General features: G+C 64.6%; 17 protein-coding genes. 6 read left to right on the top strand and 11 right to left on the bottom strand.

What is annotated here, in order from left to right:
• Nucleotides 1-77 precede the first annotated feature (77 nt).
• Nucleotides 78-1,127 carry an AI-2E family transporter gene (locus tag Ga0080574_RS11935; protein WP_076699269.1) on the bottom strand — a complete coding sequence of 350 codons (1,050 nt, stop codon included), beginning with the start codon at nucleotides 1,125-1,127 and terminating at the stop codon, nucleotides 78-80.
• Nucleotides 1,128-1,298: 171 nt separating this feature from the next.
• Here Ga0080574_RS11935 and Ga0080574_RS11930 point away from each other — a divergent pair, with 171 nt between their 5' ends.
• The gene (locus Ga0080574_RS11930) at nucleotides 1,299-3,203 is read left to right on the top strand and encodes a hypothetical protein (RefSeq protein WP_076699266.1); all 1,905 of its coding nucleotides are present in this window, start codon (nucleotides 1,299-1,301) and stop codon (nucleotides 3,201-3,203) included.
• A 12-nt stretch (nucleotides 3,204-3,215) separates the two neighbouring features.
• Here Ga0080574_RS11930 and Ga0080574_RS11925 read toward each other — a convergent pair whose 3' ends face one another.
• Nucleotides 3,216-3,902 (bottom strand): potassium channel family protein, encoded by a 687-nt coding sequence (locus tag Ga0080574_RS11925; protein ID WP_076699263.1) that lies wholly within the window; start codon nucleotides 3,900-3,902, stop codon nucleotides 3,216-3,218.
• 3 nt (nucleotides 3,903-3,905) lie between these two features.
• Complete coding sequence (locus Ga0080574_RS11920) at nucleotides 3,906-5,306, bottom strand: TrkH family potassium uptake protein (RefSeq protein WP_083716829.1); 1,401 nt, start codon at nucleotides 5,304-5,306, stop codon at nucleotides 3,906-3,908.
• A gap of 217 nt (nucleotides 5,307-5,523) precedes the next feature.
• Between Ga0080574_RS11920 and Ga0080574_RS11915 the strand changes: the two genes are divergently transcribed.
• Nucleotides 5,524-6,117, top strand: a complete 594-nt coding sequence (locus tag Ga0080574_RS11915) for an exopolysaccharide biosynthesis protein (RefSeq protein ID WP_076699257.1) — start codon at nucleotides 5,524-5,526, stop codon at nucleotides 6,115-6,117.
• Nucleotides 6,118-6,131: 14 nt separating this feature from the next.
• On the opposite strand, the gene Ga0080574_RS11910 is transcribed toward Ga0080574_RS11915, so the two are convergent.
• Nucleotides 6,132-6,407, bottom strand: a complete 276-nt coding sequence (locus Ga0080574_RS11910) for a hypothetical protein (RefSeq protein ID WP_237219369.1) — start codon at nucleotides 6,405-6,407, stop codon at nucleotides 6,132-6,134.
• Between the two features lie 164 nt (nucleotides 6,408-6,571).
• Between Ga0080574_RS11910 and Ga0080574_RS11905 the strand changes: the two genes are divergently transcribed.
• Nucleotides 6,572-7,300, top strand: a complete 729-nt coding sequence (locus Ga0080574_RS11905) for a CbiX/SirB N-terminal domain-containing protein (RefSeq protein WP_076699252.1) — start codon at nucleotides 6,572-6,574, stop codon at nucleotides 7,298-7,300.
• 44 nt (nucleotides 7,301-7,344) lie between these two features.
• On the opposite strand, the gene gyrB is transcribed toward Ga0080574_RS11905, so the two are convergent.
• From gyrB to rpsT, 5 genes are all read right to left on the bottom strand, one after another.
• A complete protein-coding gene (gyrB, locus tag Ga0080574_RS11900; protein ID WP_076699249.1) occupies nucleotides 7,345-9,762 on the bottom strand; it encodes a DNA topoisomerase (ATP-hydrolyzing) subunit B in 2,418 nt (805 codons plus the stop codon).
• A gap of 79 nt (nucleotides 9,763-9,841) precedes the next feature.
• A complete protein-coding gene (gene recF / locus Ga0080574_RS11895; protein WP_076699246.1) occupies nucleotides 9,842-10,948 on the bottom strand; it encodes a DNA replication/repair protein RecF in 1,107 nt (368 codons plus the stop codon).
• Nucleotides 10,949-11,105: 157 nt separating this feature from the next.
• The gene (gene dnaN / locus Ga0080574_RS11890; protein WP_076699244.1) at nucleotides 11,106-12,224 is read right to left on the bottom strand and encodes a DNA polymerase III subunit beta; all 1,119 of its coding nucleotides are present in this window, start codon (nucleotides 12,222-12,224) and stop codon (nucleotides 11,106-11,108) included.
• A 154-nt stretch (nucleotides 12,225-12,378) separates the two neighbouring features.
• Nucleotides 12,379-13,731, bottom strand: coding sequence for a chromosomal replication initiator protein DnaA (gene dnaA / locus Ga0080574_RS11885; protein ID WP_076699242.1), 1,353 nt, complete (start codon nucleotides 13,729-13,731; stop codon nucleotides 12,379-12,381).
• Nucleotides 13,732-14,269: 538 nt separating this feature from the next.
• Nucleotides 14,270-14,533 carry a 30S ribosomal protein S20 gene (gene rpsT, locus Ga0080574_RS11880; protein ID WP_076699239.1) on the bottom strand — a complete coding sequence of 88 codons (264 nt, stop codon included), beginning with the start codon at nucleotides 14,531-14,533 and terminating at the stop codon, nucleotides 14,270-14,272.
• A gap of 258 nt (nucleotides 14,534-14,791) precedes the next feature.
• Here rpsT and Ga0080574_RS11875 point away from each other — a divergent pair, with 258 nt between their 5' ends.
• Nucleotides 14,792-14,974, top strand: a complete 183-nt coding sequence (locus Ga0080574_RS11875) for a hypothetical protein (RefSeq protein WP_076699236.1) — start codon at nucleotides 14,792-14,794, stop codon at nucleotides 14,972-14,974.
• Between the two features lie 81 nt (nucleotides 14,975-15,055).
• On the opposite strand, the gene Ga0080574_RS11870 is transcribed toward Ga0080574_RS11875, so the two are convergent.
• Together Ga0080574_RS11870 and mutM are read right to left on the bottom strand one after the other, a co-directional pair.
• Entirely contained in the window at nucleotides 15,056-15,832 is a 777-nt protein-coding gene (locus tag Ga0080574_RS11870; RefSeq protein WP_076699234.1) for an enoyl-CoA hydratase, read from the bottom strand.
• Nucleotides 15,833-15,896: 64 nt separating this feature from the next.
• Nucleotides 15,897-16,748: a bifunctional DNA-formamidopyrimidine glycosylase/DNA-(apurinic or apyrimidinic site) lyase gene (gene mutM / locus Ga0080574_RS11865; RefSeq protein ID WP_076699231.1), complete on the bottom strand. Its 852-nt coding sequence runs from the start codon at nucleotides 16,746-16,748 to the stop codon at nucleotides 15,897-15,899.
• An 80-nt stretch (nucleotides 16,749-16,828) separates the two neighbouring features.
• On the opposite strand from mutM, the gene ubiE reads away from it, so the two are divergent.
• Both ubiE and ubiB read left to right on the top strand, forming a co-directional pair.
• A complete protein-coding gene (gene ubiE, locus Ga0080574_RS11860; protein WP_076699228.1) occupies nucleotides 16,829-17,581 on the top strand; it encodes a bifunctional demethylmenaquinone methyltransferase/2-methoxy-6-polyprenyl-1,4-benzoquinol methylase UbiE in 753 nt (250 codons plus the stop codon).
• Nucleotides 17,582-19,114, top strand: coding sequence for a 2-polyprenylphenol 6-hydroxylase (gene ubiB, locus Ga0080574_RS11855; protein ID WP_076699225.1), 1,533 nt, complete (start codon nucleotides 17,582-17,584; stop codon nucleotides 19,112-19,114). It begins immediately after the preceding gene.
• Nucleotides 19,115-19,144: the final 30 nt, after the last annotated feature.

Genomic DNA, 19,144 nt, shown 5'->3' with positions numbered 1-19,144 from the left:
TTGCCCCGCTCTCTTTCCCGGAGAGCGGGGTTTTTCTTTGCGCGCGTTTTGGTGAGAGAAAAAAAGGCGCCGCCCTCTCAGGCGGCGCGAAGCGTGGTGCGTCCGTTCGGGCGGTCTCCGAGTATGTCGAAGAGCCGTAGCAGGATCAGCGTCACCGGAATCGCCACGATGCCGCCCAAGGGCCCCCAGAGCCACAGCCAGAACACCAGCGAGACGAAGATCAGGAACGGGTTGATGCGCATGTGCTTGCCCACAAGTCCCGGGGTCACGAACTGCGCCTCGGTGAGGTTGAGCGCCAGAAAGATCGCCATCGGCGCAAAGCTCATGAGCCCGTCGAAGTTCACGATCCCCGAAAGCAGCAGGCCTGCGGCGACCGAGGCCGGGCCAAGATAGAGCACGAAGTTCAGCAGCGCCGCCGCGATGCCCCAGACCACCGCGCCGGGCACGCCGATGGCGATCAGCGCGGCGCCGACCGCAAGGCCGAGCCCGGCATTGATGACCGAGATCGCCGCGAAATAGCGCGACACCGTATGTTCGGCGGCGCAGAACCGTTCGAGGATCACCGGCGTGTCGCTGCCCGAGCCGATCCGCGTCGACATCCAGCGATAGATATCGCTGCGCGTCAGAAGGAAGAAGAAGAGACCGCCGAGAAAGATCAGCATCTGCGCCACAATGACCGGCGCGAGAAAGATCGCATCGGTCATGCTGGGCATATCGGCCATATCGCCCTCGGTGGCGCCCTGACCGAACGCCTGCTCGACCTCACGATTGACCTCGCCAAGCCCCTGGATCAGCCCGCGATACTCGAACATCAGCTTGCGTAACTCGTATTTGATCGAGGGCAGCCGGTCGATGACCGTGGTGATGTAAGGCTCGACCATAAAAGCGAGCGCGGCGGCGGCAAAGAATATCGCTACAATCAGCAAAAGTGCCACGGCGCCGCGCGGCAGGCCGAGCCGCTCCATTCGGTCGGCCAGCGGTGAAAAGATCACGCCGACAACGATGGCCAGCATGAGCGGCGCAAAGATGTCCTGAGCGAGCTTCAACGCGACCACGAGCGCGCCCGCCGCCAGAATGGCCATCGAGACGCGCAGCACGGGGTCGGAGACGATGGCTGGTCTGGTCATGCCGAGACAACGGCTGCTACGGCATTTTGGTTCCCGTGGAACCGGCTCAGGGCGATTCAAATCGTTCTTACATTTCTTACAATGACCCCATGAACAGGAATTGTTTCTAACATCGAATTAATTCTCCGGCGGCAGCCTTGGGGGCAAACACCGAAACCGGAGCCTTCTTTCATGCCGCCGCTGCACCTGTCAGGACTGTCCGAACCCATCGGCGCCGATCTCTTCGGCGCCAACATCCTCGCGCATCGCGACTCGCTGGAGGAGGAGGCGCGCCTCTCCACGCTGGTCGAGGAGCTGGGCGTCACCGCGATGCGATATCCCGGCGGTTCGCTGACCGAGGTGTATTTCGACATCGCCAACCCGGATGCCGCGACTGTGTACCACCGCGACACCGGCGAAAGCCGCGACTTCATCGCAATCTCCGATTTTTTCGGCTTCGCAGAGGCGCATGATCTGCCGGTCACGCTGGTGATCCCGACCCGCGATCAGCTCTCCGAAGATCGCGACGCCAATGGCGACCGCTATGCCGAGGTCGATGAGGAGGCGCTGCGCAGCTTCGTGCACGATACCGTCAGCGGCACCTATGGCGAGGCAGAGATCCAGGCCTTCGAGATCGGCAATGAATACTGGGGTAGCGGGTTGATGAGCGCGGCCGAATACGGCCGCGTCGCCAGCGAGATCGCCCGCATCGTGGATGACGAGCTTGCCGGGCTTTCCGGCGCTCACCCGCAGGCAGCCTGGGTCGAGATCGTCGTGCAGATGGGCACAAATTTCGGGGTGTCCTCGCTGGATGAGGACTATCAGACCGCGGCAAGCGCGACCGAGATCCTCGACGATCTCAACACGCGCTACGATCTGGAGCTCGACGGCGAGGTGATCCGCGGCAATGGCGATGTGAACTGGATCGAGGTCAACAACCACATCGTCATGTCCTATTTCGACGAGCCGCCGGAAACCGAGGCGGTCGATGCCATCGCGGGCCATGTCTATTCCAAGGAACCGGCGGTCGACGGCCAGCGTAGCCTGATGCTCGATGCGATTTCAGAGACCTGGGGCGAAGATCCGCGCTTTGCCGAGCTCGAGACCTATGTGACCGAATGGAACCAGTCCGGACATACCGGCCATTTCGACCGTGACGAGGATTACGGCCTGTTCCAGGCACAAGAGATGCTGAACATGACCGAGGAGTTCGCCCGTGCCGGGGTCGATCAGGCGCATGTCTGGCCGATGCTGCAAAACTCCGACAATGCGCTCAGCACCGGCCACAGCCACGATGCGCTCTCTCCGGCGGGGCGGTTTTTCGCGATGATGTCGCAGGAACTGCCCGGCAAGACCATGCTCGATTTCAACGCCGCCGATCCCAGGGAAACCGAGGCGGAACTGCCCAATGTGGATCTGCACGGCTTTTACGGCGACGGCGAGGTGACCTTCTATATCGCGTCCACCGCGCAAGTGCCCTCGGAAACGCTGATCGACACGGCGCAGCTGTTCCACGGCGCCGAAACCGTCGGCGCCCGGCGGCTGGGGGTCGAGCAGGGCGACGCGCCCGGATCCAACAGCGCCACCGCCGTTCTGGAAGAGCTCGATCCCGAAGAGGTCTTTATAGATGGCTACATCAATGCGGAACTGGACAGGGGCGAAATCCTTGAAGTGACGATCTCGGATTTCAAGCCGACCGCTGCCTTTTCCGACGCTCTTTCAGTACTGGAGACGCGCGACGACACCGTACCGGACCTTGTCCCAGACCCAATCGTCGATACCGACGGCATCTCCGAAAGGCCCGCCGCCGAGCGCGAAACCTCGACGGAAGAGGCTGCAAGCGCGAGGGACCTCGAATCGAAAACCGAGGGAAGCGCTCCCGGGCTGGATTTTCGCCCCGACCTTTTCGACCATGAGGACAATGGCACCACCGACGCACCGACCTCGCTCGCCGGCGTGCCGATGCTCGACGCCGGTAGGGATGCAGACGCGGACGAAAGCGGCGACAAGGAGGAGGAAATCGAGATCCCGGAGCCGGGTTTTTCCGGCTTGCTCTGGTCGCTCCTGCCGCTGCTTCTGTCGTTCCTCGGGCTCTGAATCCGCTCAGCGCTATGCCGCCCCGTTGGCCTCGTCACCAGGCAGGTCAGGTTCGGCGAAGATCGCATCGAGCTTGGCATGCGCCTTGGGCGAGGCAACGAGGATCAGCTTGTCACCCTCGCGCAGCTCTTCGATATCGAAGACGAAATCCGCCTCGTCCTTGCCGCGCGCCAATCCGATGATGCGCGCCTGCTCGGGCAGCTCGAAATCTGACGCGGTCCAGCCATGGCAGCGATTGCCGATCTTGTAGCCCAGCACCTGCACGCCCTTGTAGTGGCGCAGGTCCAGCGCCGCCTCGGCGCCGCCCTCGACCACGCGCACGATCGAGCGCGCCACAGTCGCATGCGGAGTGATGAGATCGGTCAGCCCCAGCTCTTCGCAGACGCTGACTAGCTCCGGCCGCACGATCTGCGGCACCACGCGGGGGAAGCCGACCGACCGGCCCACCACCGCCGAGAGGATGTTCACATCGTCCATATTGGTCAGCAGCACCAGCGCATCCGCATGGTCGCCAAAGGCGTCGCGCTGCACCGTCGGCAGCGAGCCGTCGCCCTCGACCATGCCGCAATCGAGATATTCCCGCGCCGCCTTGAGCCGCTCGGGGTTTTCGTCGACCAGCACGACCTCGTGCCCGTTCTCCAGCAGCTCCTGCGCCGTGGAGGTGCCGAAACGGGAGGCTCCCACGATCACCACACGCATGGTTCAGCTCCTTTTTCTCCAGGTTGCGGGCGACAGCGCCGCGATCAGCGCGACGAATTCCAGCCGCCCAAGCAGCATTGCGGCGATCAGCGTCGCCTTGAGATGTGGCGCCAACGCCGGCTCCGACACACCCACCGACAGCCCGGCGGTGGATTGCGCCGAGATGATCTCGAAGCTGGCATGCAGCGCGTCGATCCCCGAGGCGATGAAGATCAGCCAGAAGACGAAGGCAAAGGCCACATAGCAGAACAGCACCGCCGCGATGGCGACGATGCGGTCCTGCGCGATCTCGCGGCCGCGCTCGGTGAGATTGGTCACCGCGCGGGCCGGCGCGCGCAGACGGGTCAGCGTCAGCCGCACGCTTTTCGCCAATAGAAGCGCGCGGTCGATCTTGATGCCGCCGGCGGTCGAGCCGATGCCCCCGCCCACGAACATCCCCGCCAGCACCAGCGCCACCAGCGGCGGATAGTCGATCACCGGCGCCACCGAAAACCCGGCGGTGGTCATGCCCGAGACGAAATTCAGCGCGGTCTGCAACAGCGTCAGCGGCTGATAGACCCCGTCGATCAAGAGCAGCGCCACGACCAGCAGGCTGCCGGCAAGCGCCGTGCCCAGCACCGCGCGCGCGTTGCTCTTGGTCCAGGCGGCGCGCAGCCCGTGCCGCTTGGTATAGACATAGAAGAGCAGCGAGACGGAGGTGGCGAGACAGGCAATCATGGTCACCACCTGCGCCGCGGTGGAATAGGAAGCAAGCGAATCCGCGCGCGGCGAGAACCCGCCGGTGGAGACCGCCGAGAGCGCGATCATCGCCGATTCCCACCAGTTCGGCATCACCGGGCGCAGCGCCAGGATCGAGACCAGGGTGATGATCGAATAGACCCAGAGCAGCGCCCGGGCCTGGGTACGGGTGGAGGAAAGAATGTCGCGCTCCTCGATCCCCGCCTCGCCCATGGCCTGCGCCACATTGCCCGGCCCGAGGATCAGCGCGCTGCCCGCCACCGCGATGGCAAAGCCGCCGCACCAGAGCAGCCAGCCGCGCAGCAGATGGCCCGCCAGCGGCCAGTCATAGATATCGCCGGCCACCGAAAGCCCGGTGGACGTGATGCCCGAGACCGACTCGAAGAGCGCATCGAGCGGGCCGAGCCCCAGCACCTGAAAGGCCGGTACAGGCAGCACGGCGGCACAGAGAAACAGGATCACGAGGGTGCAGACCGCCTCGATGGCGCGCAGATCATGCGGCGGCTTCAGGCGCCGCCCCGCGAGCCCGGCACCGATGCAGAGCGCCGCAGCGGCGCCAGTCATCGCGGCCAGCTCCAGCTCCCCCTCGATCAGCGCAAGCGCTGTAGGCGGCAGGAAAATCGCGGAAAGGATGAGCCCGTGGCTCAGCACGGCGCGGGTCACCACGCCCGGCCGGGCTCTCCAGGTTACGCTGTTCTGTCCCCGGCTTTTGGCCAAGCGGACCCCCTTGGGTTGCACCGGATTCGCGCCGGCCACCCGGCAGACCCTAGCACCAAGAAAATCGCTGCGCCCGCGCTTTTTCGCACGCGCAGCGAGGCGGGCACGGGAACCGCCGCAGCCGTCCCGGCGTTCTCAGAAGAGCAGGCAGAAAGGGGCCTTCCAGATGACAGCGCAGGACCGGCCGCGCCCGGTGGGAGAGATCGTCGACCGGCTACAGTTGGCCGTCGACCGCGACCGCGTTCCCCTGCGCGCGCTTCTGGAAGTGTTCGGCGAAAGCTCTTTTCTGCCCGCGCTGATGGTCCCGGCGCTGCTGGTGGTCTCACCACTCTCGGGAATTCCCCTGTTTTCAACGATCTGCGGACTCAGCATCGCGTTCATCTCGGCGCAGATGCTGTTTTCACGCAACCATCTCTGGTTGCCCGATATATTGTTGCGGCAACAGATGGATGGTGCGACGGCGCAAACTGCGCTTGGCAAGTTGCGCTATGTGAGCGACTGGATCGATGCGCATTCCAAACGCCGGTTTCGTATGCTGACCTCGGCACCGTTTCGCAAATGGCTCCAGCTTCTCTGTTTTCTTTGCGGCGCGGTGATGCCCTTTCTCGAACTGGTGCCGTTCTCATCATCGCTGCTCGGCGGCGCGGTACTGCTGATGGCCACGGCCCTGCTGGCGCGGGACGGGCTTTTTGCGCTGTTGGGCAGCATGGCGATCTGTCTGGCGGTTTTCGTGCCGCTGAGCGTACTGGGGATCGTCTGATCCTGCATTCTACCTCAGATCAGCGCCGCCCAGTTCAGCAGAAGGACGAGAAGCACGCCGGCGGCGAGCAGCCAAAGAAACAGAGTGGTTGCACTCCGGCCCTCGCGGCGATCCTCCTTGCTTTCGGGAAGGTGTTCGGGCCGGTCCATCGCGCCGGCATCGCCCGGACCCGCGCGCACATCATGCGGATGTGCGGAATCATGTTCGGTAGATTTCTGATGATGTGCCATATCGGACTCCTCCAAAGTGGTCCGCGGTTTAAAACGCATCAATCCCCCGCGCGGTTCCATATGACCGCTCATCGCGCGGGCGTCACAAGCCTGCCGGCGGAAACCCTCGGGAAAATGATCTTCGGCGGGGCGACGCGCCCGGACGAATCGTCTAGCATCGACCTGACGCTGAGGAACGTCAGTTTTTCCATTCGCGCTGCAAGCTCACCAAGGGGTCACCCATCATGACTCACTCTTCGGAATTTTCGCATTCCGCCCTGATCGTCGCCCATGGCAGTCCCTCCGACCCGGAGTCGCAGGAGGCCGCGCTGCGCGCGCTGGCGGCGCGGGTCGGCGCCCGCATGACCGACTGGCGCGTTCAGGGGGCGACGCTGGCGGCCAAGGGTCGGCTTGAGGCGGCGATTGCCGAACTTGGCAAGCCGTTGATCTACCCGTTTTTCATGGCGCGGGGATGGTTTACCGGGCAGGTTCTGGCCAAGAAGGCGCGCGCCATGGGTCTGCGCATGCTCGATCCGTTTGGTGTCGAGCCCGATCTTGTGACCTGCGCCCAGCGGGAATTGCAGGCGATGCTGGCAATGCGCTCCTGGCGTGCGGAAGACACCGCGCTGGTGGTCGCAGCGCATGGCAGCGCGGTCTCGCGCACCAGCGCCGACAGCGCCTATGCTTTCACCCGCGCGCTGCATTCCCGGCTCGGCTTCGTTACCACGCGCACCGGCTTTATCGAAGAGCCACCCTTTCTCAAGGATGTGGCGCAGGGGCTGGGGCAGGCAATCTGCCTGCCCTATTTCGCGCAGGAATCCGGGCATATGGCGCATGACGTGCCGGTCGCACTGGCCGCCGCCGGATTTGAAGGGCCGGTGCTGCCGCCCTTCATCTCCTGGGCCGATACGCCGGCCCTGATCGCCGACAGCATCGCGCGTCAAAGCGCCGAGGCCGATCTGCCGGCGCCCTGACCGGCGGGGCGGGTGTAGGGTGGGCAATCCTGCCCACCGCTATCTCAGAAGTCGAGATTCTCCACGCTCAGCGCGTTCTGCTGGATGAAGTCGCGGCGCGGCTCGACCACGTCGCCCATCAGCTTGGTAAAGATGTCGTCCGCCTCGGCCATGTCGTCGATGCGCACCTGAAGCAGCGTCCGCGCGTCCGGATCGAGCGTGGTTTCCCAGAGCTGGCCCGGGTTCATCTCGCCCAGCCCCTTGTAGCGCTGAAGGCTCAGGCCTTTTTCGCCCTCTTCGAGGATCGCCTGCAACAGACCGAGCGGGCCATAGATGCCCTGCCGGCGCTCCTTGCGTTCCAGCGTCGCGGGGGTCGCATAGACCGCTTGCAGCGCCTGCGTGAAGCTGCCGGTCTTGCGCGCCTCGCCCGAGCGCAGCATCGACCCGTCCAGCGTGCGGACCTCTTCGACACCGCGCAGGATGCGGGCCAGACGGATGCCGCGATCCTGGGTGATGCGGCCCTGCCAGCCCTTTTCGTATTCCACCGCGATCAGATCGAGCCGCTGCGCCACCCGGTCGGCGACGCCCTGAAGATCGGAATCCACCGCGCCGGGCACAAAGGCCCCGGCCACCGCCGCCTGTTCCAGAATGTGGCGCGGGTAATGGGTGGGGAAGGCATCGAGCACGCGCTTGAGCTGCCGCGCCTCGTCGATCACCCGCACCAGATCCTGCCCGGCGATCACCTCGCCGGTGCCCAGCGTCAGATGCGCGCCCTCCACACCCTGCTGGATGAGATAATCGTCCAGCGCCCCCTGGTCCTTCACATAGACCTCGGACTTGCCGCGCGCGACCTTGTAGAGCGGCGGCTGCGCGATATAGAGATAGCCGCCCTCGATCAGCTCCGGCATCTGCCGGTAGAAGAAGGTCAGCAGCAGCGTCCGGATATGCGCGCCGTCGACATCGGCGTCGGTCATCAGGATGATCTTGTGATAGCGCAGCTTGTCGATATTGAACTCGTCGCGGCCGATGCCGGTGCCGAGCGCCATCACCAGGTTACCGATTTCCTGGCTGCCGAGCATCCGGTCGAACCGCGCGCGCTCCACGTTCAGGATCTTGCCCTTGAGCGGCAGGATCGCCTGCGTGCCCCGGTCGCGCCCGGTCTGCGCCGAACCGCCGGCGGAGTCGCCCTCGACGATGAAGAGCTCGGTCTTGGACGGATCCTTTTCCGAGCAGTCCTTGAGCTTGCCCGCGAGGAAGTTCACATCCATCGGGTTCTTGCGCCGCGTCAGCTCGCGCGCCTTGCGCGCGGCCTCGCGGGCGAGCGCCGCCTCGACGATCTTGCCGACGATGATCTTCGCCTCGCCGGGGTGTTCCTCGAACCACTCGCTCAGCTTTTCATTCACCAGGTTCTCGACCGCGGGCCGCACCTCGGAACTGACCAGCTTGTCCTTGGTCTGGCTGGAGAATTTCGGATCGGGCACCTTGACCGACAGCACGCAGGTCAGACCCTCGCGGGCATCGTCGCCGGTGAAGCTGACCTTCTCCTTCTTGGCGATGCCGCTATCGGTGGCATAGCGCGTGAGCGTGCGGGTCAGCGCGCCGCGAAAGCCCGCCATATGGGTGCCGCCGTCGCGCTGCGGGATGTTGTTGGTGAAGGGCAGCACGTTCTCGTGGTAGCTGTCGTTCCACCACATGGCGACCTCGACCCCGATGCCGTCCTTTTCGCCGACCATGTGGATCGGCTCCGGCATCATCGCCTGCTTGGAGCGGTCGAGATATTTGACGAATTCCTTCACGCCGCCATCATAGTACAGCTCTGTGCTGAGCGGCTCGGCGGGGCGCTCGTCTTCGAGGATGATGCGTACGCCGGAATTCAGGAAGGCCAGCTCGCGCAGGCGCTTTTCCAGCGTCGCGAAATCGTAATCGAGATTGCTGAACGTCTCGGTAGAGGCGAGAAAGCGCACCTCAGTGCCGCTCTCGCCGGGCGCATCGCCGATCACACGCAGATGCTCGACCGTCTCGCCATGGGAGAACTTGGCGTAGTGCTCCTTGCCATTGCGCCAGATGCGCAGCTCCAGCCAGACCGAGAGCGCGTTCACCACCGACACGCCGACGCCGTGCAGACCGCCCGAGACCTTGTAGGAGTTCTGGTCGAACTTCCCGCCCGCGTGCAGCTGGGTCATGATGACCTCGGCCGCCGAGACGCCCTCTTCGGCATGCATGTCGACCGGGATGCCCCGGCCGTTGTCGCGCACGGAAACGCTGTTGTCGGCGTGGATTTTCACGCGCACGAAATCGGCGTGACCCGCCAGGGCCTCGTCGATGCCGTTATCCACGACCTCATAGACCATGTGGTGCAGGCCCGAGCCGTCATCGGTGTCACCGATATACATGCCGGGGCGTTTGCGCACCGCCTCCAAGCCTTTGAGAACCTTGATTGAATCCGCGCCGTATTCCTGCGGAGCGCCTGCGGGCTCGGCCATGCGACCTTCCTTTGCGATTTTTGTTGGTTTTATAAGGGGAAACGGGGGCTTTGTCACGCCGATGACACAAGATTTGGTGTCATTCGACGGGGTTTTCAACGACGGATTGCCCATCCTCCTCCGAGACCGGCAAAAGCTGCGCGCGCGGCCCCAGCTCGGCAAAAAGTTCCGGTCCCGTTCCGGTCATCCAGGCCTGCGCCCCCAGCGCGCAGATCTCGTCGTAAAGCGCCGCGCGGCGGTTCGCATCGAGATGCGCCGCCACCTCGTCGAGCAGCAGAATGGGGGGCGCACCGACCTCGGCGGAAAGCGCCCGCGCATTGGCGAGGATCAGCGAAATGAGCAGCGCCTTCTGCTCGCCGGTGGAACAGTCGGAGGCCGGCACGCCCTTGGCGGCAAAGACCCCGTAGAGATCGGCGCGATGCGGCCCGATCAGCGTGCGTCCGGCAGCCATGTCGCGAAACCGGCTTTCGGCCAGCGCCGCGCGCAGATCCGCCTCGGTCGCGGGGATATCCGCCTCGGTCGAGACCAGCGCCAGCTCGGCTGTGGGAAAGGAGGTCTCCGCCCCCTCCTGCGCCCGCGCCAGCCGGTCGAGCGCCGCCTGCCGGTTGCGCTGGATCGCGGCGCCGCTCGCGGCCATCTGCCCTTCGAGCGCGGCATACCAATGCGCATCGCGGATCTGCTCCTTGAGCAGCCGGTTGCGCTCGCGCATGGCCTTTTCATAGGCCAGCGACGCCTCAGCGTGGTCGGGAAAGAAACTCAGCGTCATGCGGTCGAGAAAGCGCCGCCGCCCCTCCGGCGCCTCGATCCACAGCCGGTCCATGGACGGGATCAGCCAGAGCACGCGTGCAATCCGCCCCAGCGCGGTCTGCGGCGCAGGCTTGCCGTCGATCTCCACCTGTCGCGCGGCGCCGCCCTCCGACCGAATGGCGATCTCATGCGTGCCCTCGGGCCCGTGCAGCAGCGCCCCGATCTTCCAGCCCAGCGCCTCCGGCCGCCGCGCCATCTCCTGCGCCGAGGCCCGCCGCATGCCGCGCCCGGGCGAAAGCAGCGACACGGCTTCGATGAGATTGGTCTTGCCCGCGCCGTTCGGCCCGTAAATCGCCACGGGCCGCGCATCCACATCGACCGCCGCGCGCTTGTGCGAGCGGAAATGCGAGAGGGTGAGACGGGAGAGATACAGGCTCATGCGCCAGGCCTTCCGGCGTTGCACTGGCCGCAAAGGGAGTCGGGGAGTACTTTCAGAAAGATGAAAGACAAAGCGCGCGCCTGAGCTTCATCTTTTTCCAAATACTCCAATGCGGCATGGCCGCCCGGGCAAACGCCTGATGCTGCTTGCGCCGGCGTCACACCCGCATCGGCATCACGACATAGACGGCGCTGGTGTCGTTGCCTTCGCGCATCAGGGTGGGGTCGCCCGAGGAGTTGAACATGAAGACGGCGTTCTCTCGGTCGACCTGGCTGGCGATCTCCAGCAGGTATTTCGCGTTGAAGCCGATCTCCAGCGGCTCGTCGCCATAGGCCACCGCCAGCTCCTCCTCGGCGGCGCCGCTGTCGGGGGCGTTGACCGAGAGCACCAGCCGGTCCTCGTCGAGTTGCAGCTTGACCGCGCGCGAGCGTTCAGAGGAGACGGTGGCGACACGGTCCACCGCCTTGGCGAATTCGCTGGCATCGACCTCGAGCCGGCGGGTGTTGCCGGCGGGGATGACGCGGGAATAATCCGGGAAGGTGCCGTCGATCACCTTGGAGGTCAGGGTGATGTCGGGCGTGGCAAAGCGCACCTTGGTTTCCGAGACCGAGACGGCAATGTCCATGTCGTCCTCGTCGAGCAGCTTGCGCAGCTCGCCCACCGTCTTGCGCGGCACGATCACGCCGGGCATCTCCTCGGCGCCGGCGGGCAGGGGCGCGTCGATGCGGGCGAGGCGGTGGCCGTCGGTGGCGACACAGCGCAGCATGCGCCCGTCTTCGCTGTCGGCCACATGCATGTAGACGCCATTGAGGTAATAGCGGGTCTCTTCCGTCGAGATGGCGAATTTCGACTTGTCGAAGAGCTTGCGCAGCATCTCTGCCTTGGCAGTGAAATTCGAGCTGTATTCCGACGAGGCCATCACTGGAAAGTCTTCCTTCGGCAACGTGGCGAGGTTGAAATTCGACCGGCCCGCGGTGACGGTCAGCCGGCCCGCCGCGCCGTCATCGGCGAGCTGGACCATGGCGCCGTCGGGCAGTTTGCGGACGATCTCGTGCAGGGTGACCGCCGAGACGGTGGTGGCGCCGGCGCGCTCCACCATGGCGGGCGCCTTGTCCAGCACCTCGATATCGAGATCGGTGGCGCGGAAAGTCACCGTGTCGCCCTCCGCCTCGATCAGCACATTGGCGAGGATCGGAATGGTGTTGCGGCGCTCCACAACAGATTGTGCCTGACTGACCGCTTTCAGCAGCGTCGCCCGTTCGATACTGACTTTCATCACCCTATCCCTCCGACATGCCGGAGGCGCACCGTAGCGCCTCGGCCCGGCTGCTCCAACCCTGTTTCAGCGATTGATCCGACGGTTTTCCGGCAGCGTCAAGGCCATGGGGCCACACAGCGGCGGCCCCGACCGGAATTGTTGTGAGAGAGACTCAGGCTTCGAGCGCCCGGCGCAGCAACTCGATGTCGTCGGCGATCTGGCTGTCCTGGCTGCGCAGCTCCTCGATGCGCTTCACCCCGTGCATCACGGTGGTGTGGTCGCGCCCGCCGAAGCGGCGGCCGATCTCGGGCAGCGAGCGCGCGGTGAGCTGCTTGCAGAGATACATCGCCACCTGGCGCGGACGGGCAAAGTTGCGCACCCGCTTGGGGCCGATGAGATCCGAGAGGCGGATATGGTAGTGCTCGGCCACCTTGCGCTGTATCTCCTCGATGGAGATCTTGCGGTCCGAGGCGCGCAGCACGTCGGAGAGGCAGTCCTGCGTCAGCTCCATGGTGATCGGCTGGCCGACCAGCGAGGCAAAGGCGAAAAGCCGGGTCAGCGCGCCTTCGAGCACGCGGACATTGGTCGAGATGCGGTGCGCGAGGAATTCCAGGATGCCGTCATCGAGTTGCAGCGAGGGGTATTGCTCGCGGTAGTTCTGCACCTTGGATTGCAGGATGCCGAGGCGCAGCTCGTAATCGGTCGGGTGCAGATCGACCACGAGGCCCGATTGCAGACGGCTGCGGATGCGGTTTTCCAGATCCTTGATCTCGTCGGGGGCGCGGTCGGCCGAGATGATGATCTGCTTGTTCTGGTCGACCAGCGCGTTGAACGTGTGGAAGAACTCTTCCTGCGTGCTGTCCTTGCCGGCGATGAACTGGACGTCGTCGACCATGAGCACGTCGACCGAGCGGAACAGCTCCTTGAAATCCATCATGCGGCGTTCGCGCAGGGCCTGGACGAAGCGGTACATGAACTGCTCGGCGGAGAGGTAGAGCACGTTCAGGTCGGGGCGGTGCGTGCGCAGCTCCCAGGCGATGGCGTGCATCAGGTGGGTCTTGCCGAGGCCGACGCCGCCATAGAGGAAGAGCGGGTTGAAGGTGACCTGACCGCCCTCGCCGACGCGCTTGGCCGCGGCGTGGGCGAGCTCGTTGGGTTTGCCGACGACGAAGCTGTCAAAGGTGAAGCGGGCATCCAGCGGGGCGCCGGGCAGCAGGTCGTTCGTCGGGGGCGTCGGGGCCGCGGCCGGCGCGGGGCGCGGCTGTGCCGGGCGGGCATCCATATTGGCGACCTGGAATTTCAGCCGGCGCACATCGGCATCCAGCATCGAGAGCTTTGCCAGCAGCAGATCGCCATAGTTCTGCGACACGTAGCTGCCGATGAAGTTGGTCGGCACGTTGAAGACAGCCACGCCTCCCGGCTCGATTCCGCTAAATTCTATGGGTTTGATCCAGGTCTTGTAGTTGTTTTCCCCGATCGTGCTGCTCAGCTGATCCTGCAACGCGCCCCATTGTTCCTTCGTCATTTGTCCCCGCTCCGAAGCCTATCTGCCATGTTCTTTCGTCATCGTCCCAGGGCACCGGAAGATCCGGAGCCCGGTCGAGGCACAGCGCCCGGGAACAGGAAACGCGCCTCATGCCGCAGCGGCATGAGTGAGGGCGGCGGGAGATCCCGCGCACTCCGTACAGGCAACAGCCAGGACAGCCTTCGGACATCCCGTTCCAAAGGAGCTACCTGACGCGACCCGCGCATTTCGAACTATGGACTGGCAGGGCAGACGCCCTGTTTCGGCAGCTGATGCAGCAGACCACCGAAGCCGCGGAAACATCCCACAAAATATGTGGCCAGCTCCGCTTGCCTGTCCCCCCAAGCAATGTGACTCGCTGGGTGAAGTTAGCAAGTCCGTGTGAAGCCCGGCAACTGAACTTCAAACTTGACTCCATGGAATCCGGCAAAAGAATCTCTCCGGACAGGCAGACCTCAAAATACGGTGTCAGCAAAAGAAAAAGGCACCACAAATTGCGGTGCCTTTCTCTTATTCGATTTTCGAAAGTTGTGGCTTTTCAGCCAAGCGCTTTCACGCGCGACGCCAGGCGGGACATTTTGCGCGAAGCGGTATTCTTGTGGAAAACGCCCTTGGTCACGCCGCGCATCAGCTCGGGCTGAGCGGCACGCAGAGCGGCCTGTGCGGCCTCCTTGTCGCCCGAGGCGATGGCCTCTTCGACTTTGCGGAGATGCGTGCGGATGCGCGACCGGCGCGCCTTGTTGATCGCAAAGCGGGTTGCGTTCTGCGTGGCGCGTTTTTTGGCCTGGGGCGAATTTGCCATGATGAGTCAGTCCTGTCTGTGTTTCGGGTCTGTGGTATCGGTTTGCGCAATACAGCTCAGACCCGGGCTGTTGTCGCCGGACCGAATCTTGCCTGAGCGGGCATCACGCGCATATCGGCGCGCTTCATAGCCGGATTTCACGGAAATGCAAAGTCTTTCCGCCCGGCGGTGGGAAAATACGCCCATTTGCGCTAGACTGCGACTCTCCCGGCGCGTCGCTCCGGGAGATCGTTTCTGACTGAAAGGGAGGATTCAGACATGAACGCCATGCAGGTTTCTCACTATGCGCAGGCGCTGTATCGCAGCCTCGGCGGACGGGCCGAGGCCGAAGCGGCCCAGCGCGCGCGGGAAAAGGAAGAGGCCGGTCAGGTTGACGAGGCCCGCGACTGGCGGGCGATTCAGGCGTCGATCCGCGCCAAGCGCGGGCCGCTGCAAGCCTGAACTCCGGCATCTCCGAAAACGCCAACGGCCCGCCAGTACCGGCGGGCCGTTTTCTTTTTCTCTCTTGCCGGGCAGGGCCGCTCAGCGGTCGCGGAACTGCGCGGTGCGTTTTTCCTGAAAGGCGGCCATGCCCTCTTTCTGGTCCTCGGTCGAGAACAGCGACTGGAACAGCCGGCGCTCAAAGAGCAGGCCCTCGGTGAGCGTCGTCTCATAGGCGCGGTTGACCGCCTGCTTCGCCGCAATGCTGGCAAGCAGCGATTTCTCGGCGATCTTCTCGGCGGCCTTGCGCGTCTCTTCCATGAGCTGCTTGGCCGGAACCACGCGGCTCACCAGCCCGGCGCGTTCGGCCTCTTCGGCATCCATGAAGCGCCCGGTCAGGTGCATATCCATGGATTTGGCCTTGCCCACATAGCGCGTCAGCCGCTGGGTGCCGCCCATACCGGCGATCACGCCCAGATTGATCTCGGGCTGGCCGAACTTGGCGGTCTCGGTGGCAATGATGAAATCGCACATCATCGCAAGCTCGCAGCCGCCGCCCAGCGCATAGCCCGACACCGCCGCGATCACCGGCTTGCGGGTGCGCACCGCCGCATCCATGGCCGGTTCGAAGAAATCGCCGAGATACATATCGACAAAGCTCTTCTCGGCCATCTCCTTGATATCGGCACCAGCGGCAAAGGCCTTGGCCGAGCCCGTGATGATGATGCAGCGCACCTTGTCGTTCGCATCCAGCTCGGGCAGCGCCTTTGCCAGCTCACCCAGCAGATGGCTGTTGAGCGCATTCAGGGCGTCCGGGCGATTGAGGGTGATGGTTGCGACGTGGTCATCTATTTCGACGATGATCGTCTCATAGGCCATGACTTCGGGCTCCCGTCCGTTAGCGTCAAAGGGCAGCCTTACCACCTTGTCACGGGCAATCAAGCTATCTTTGACAGCCCGGACAGTAGAAGGACGAGCGCCCGGATTGCACGATTCTATGCACGGAATTTGTGCATCCCGGTGTCCGGCAGGGTTGCCCCTCGCGCCCGTAAACATCGAAGCTGTGCTGGAAATATCCAAGCTCGCCATCGGCTTGGCGGAAGTCGCGCAGGCTCGATCCGCCCGCCTCGATGGCCTCCGCCAGCACCTGCCGGATGACCGGAACCAGCGCCGCCAGGCGCTTTTCCGAGATCCGGCTGACGCGGCGTCCCGGATGGATGCCGGCGCGAAACAGTGCCTCGCAGACATAGATATTGCCCAGCCCGGCGACGATTTTCTGATCGAGCAGCGCCGATTTCACCGGCATGTTGCGCCCTTTCAGCGCCGCGACCAGATGGGATTCGCTGAACGCGTTGCCCAGCGGCTCCGGCCCCAGCGCCGCCAGTAGCGGATGCGCCTCGGCGGTCTCGGTCCCCATCAGATCCATCGCCCCGAAGCGGCGCGGGTCGTTGAAGGTCACCCGCGCCCCGTCCGCCATGTCAAAGACGACGTGATCGTGCTTCTCCGGCGCCGGGTGATCGTGCACGAAGCGGCCCAACGCATCGCCCGAGACCAGCATCCGCCCGGACATACCGAGGTGAATCAGCAAGGTTTCGCCGGTGTCGAGATCCGCCAGGATGTATTTCGAGCGCCGCCGCAGCCGCTCCACCCGCGCGCCGGTGAGCCGCTCGGCCATGCGCTCGGGGAAGGGCCAGCGCAGATCGGGCCGGTTCACCCGCGCCAGCGCGATCCGCTGGCCTTCCATCACCGGGGCCAGTCCGCGGCGCACGGTTTCCACCTCGGGCAGTTCGGGCATGAGCTCTCCTTCCAAAGGGCCGCATTGCAGCGCGGCCTGTGCGCTCTATAAGGAGGTGCAGCAGCAAAACGGCAAGATCCATGAGCGACGAGACTCAGAAAACCACGCATTTCGGCTTTGCCGATATCCCCGAGAGCGAAAAGGCGGGCCGTGTTCAGGGCGTCTTTGGATCGGTGGCATCGAAATACGACGTGATGAACGACGCCATGTCCTTTGGCATCCACCGGATCTGGAAGGATGCGATGATGGACTGGCTGGCGCCGCGCCCGGGCCAGCGCCTGCTCGACGTGGCGGGCGGCACCGGGGATATCTCCTTCCGCTTCCTGAAACGCGCGGGCCATGGCCATGCCACCGTGCTCGACCTGACCGAGCCGATGCTGGTCGAGGGCCGCAAACGCGCCGAAGCCGCCGCTATGGCCGATCAGCTCGACTGGGTGGTCGGCGACGCGATGGCCCTGCCCTTTGCCGACAACACATTCGACGTCTACACGATCTCTTTCGGCATCCGGAACGTCACCCGCCCGCAGGAGGCGCTGAACGAGGCGTTCCGCGTGCTGAAACCCGGCGGGCGGCTGATGGTGCTGGAGTTCAGCCAGATCCCCAACGACATGATGCAGAAGGTCTATGACCTCTATTCCTTCAACATCATTCCACGCATGGGCCAGGCCATCGCCAACGACCGCGACAGCTATCAGTATCTGGTGGAATCGATCCGCAAGTTCCCCGATCAGGAGACCTTTCTCGGCATGGTGCGTGCCGCCGGCTTCGAGAACGCGAAATATCGCAACCTGAGCATGGGCATCGCCTGCCTGCATTCCGGCTGGAAGATCTGAATGCGCGGACCGCACAATATCTGGAGGCTGATCCGCACCGGCGCCACGCTGGAACGCACCGGCGCGATGGGGGTCATTCTCGACGCGCTCGACGCGCCGCGCCCGCTGCGCATCGCCTACCGCGCCCTCGTCTGGCCGTTCAAATGGCTGGGGATCGAGGGCGATCCGTCGATGCCGCCCGTCACCCGCGCGCTCACGGCGCTGGGTCCGGCCTATATCAAGTTCGGCCAGATCCTCTCGACCCGGCCTGACGTGGTGGGCGAGGATCTCGCCAATCAGCTTCGGGTGTTGCAGGACAAACTGCCGCCCTTCCCGGTGGCGCAGGCCGAGAAGCAGATCGAGGACGAGCTGGGCATGCCGGTCTCCGAGCTGTTCTCGGAGTTCAGCGAACCGGTCGCCGCCGCCTCCATCGCGCAGGTCCACAAGGCGCGCCGCGCCGATACCGGTCAGACCGTGGCGGTCAAGGTGCTGCGCCCGGGGATCGAGCGCGCCTTCCGCACCGATATCGACGCCTTCTATTTCTCCGCCGATGTGATCGAGACCCTGTCGCCCGCCTCGCGCCGGCTGCGGCCGCGCGACGTGATCGCGCATTTCGAAAGCGTGGTGATGGGCGAGCTCGACCTGCGGCTCGAATCCGCCGCCGCCAGCGAGTTCGCCGCCAATACCAAGGGCGATGCGGGGTTTCAGCTACCGGAAGTGAACTGGGGTCTGTCGGGTCGCCGGGTGATGACCATGAGCTGGGCCGAGGGCGTGTCGCTGGGCGACAATGCCGCCATCGACGCGGCGGGCCATGACCGCGCGCTGCTCAGCGAACGGGTGCTTCAGCTCTTCCTCAACCACGCCCTGCGCGACGGGTTCTTCCACGCCGACATGCATCAGGGCAATCTCAAGGTGGCGCCGAACGGCGATATCATCGCCTATGATTTCGGCATCATGGGCCATATCGACGAATACACCCGCCGGGTTTATGCGGAGATCCTCTATGGATTCATTCGCCGCGACTACAAGCGCGTCGCCGAGGTGCATTTCGAGGCGGGCTATGTGCCCGCCGACCGCGATGTCGACGCTTTCGCCCGGGCGCTCAGGGCGGTGGGCGAACCGATTTTCGGCATGGATGCCACACGGATCTCGATGGCGCGGCTGCTCTCCTATCTTTTCGAGGTGACCGAGCGCTTTGGGATGGAGACGCGGACGGAGCTCATCCTGCTGCAACGCACCATGGTGGTGGTCGAGGGCGTCGCGCGCTCGCTCAACCCGCATATGAACATCTGGGATACCGCGAAACCGGTGGTCGAGGACTACATCAAGACCTCCATCGGCCCGCGCGCGGTGGCGCGCGACCTGATGCTGACCGCCAAGGTTCTGGGCCGGTTCGGTCCGCGGCTGCCCGGTCTGGTCGAGGCGGTGCTGATCCGCCAGGCCGAGGGCGACACCGCTCCCAAACGCAATCCCTGGCCCGCGCGGCTGGGCTGGGGCGCCGGCGGGCTGGCGCTCGGCGCGGCGCTGACGCTTGCCTGGCATCTCTGGGCCTGATACCCGGCGCGCCATAGCAAAAAAGGACGG

Origin of the sequence: Salipiger abyssi (assembly GCF_001975705.1) — a bacterium.
Classification (GTDB): Bacteria; Pseudomonadota; Alphaproteobacteria; order Rhodobacterales; family Rhodobacteraceae; genus Salipiger; species Salipiger abyssi.
Note: the sequence above shows the minus strand (reverse complement) of the source record. Positions and strands in the feature narration are given on the sequence as shown.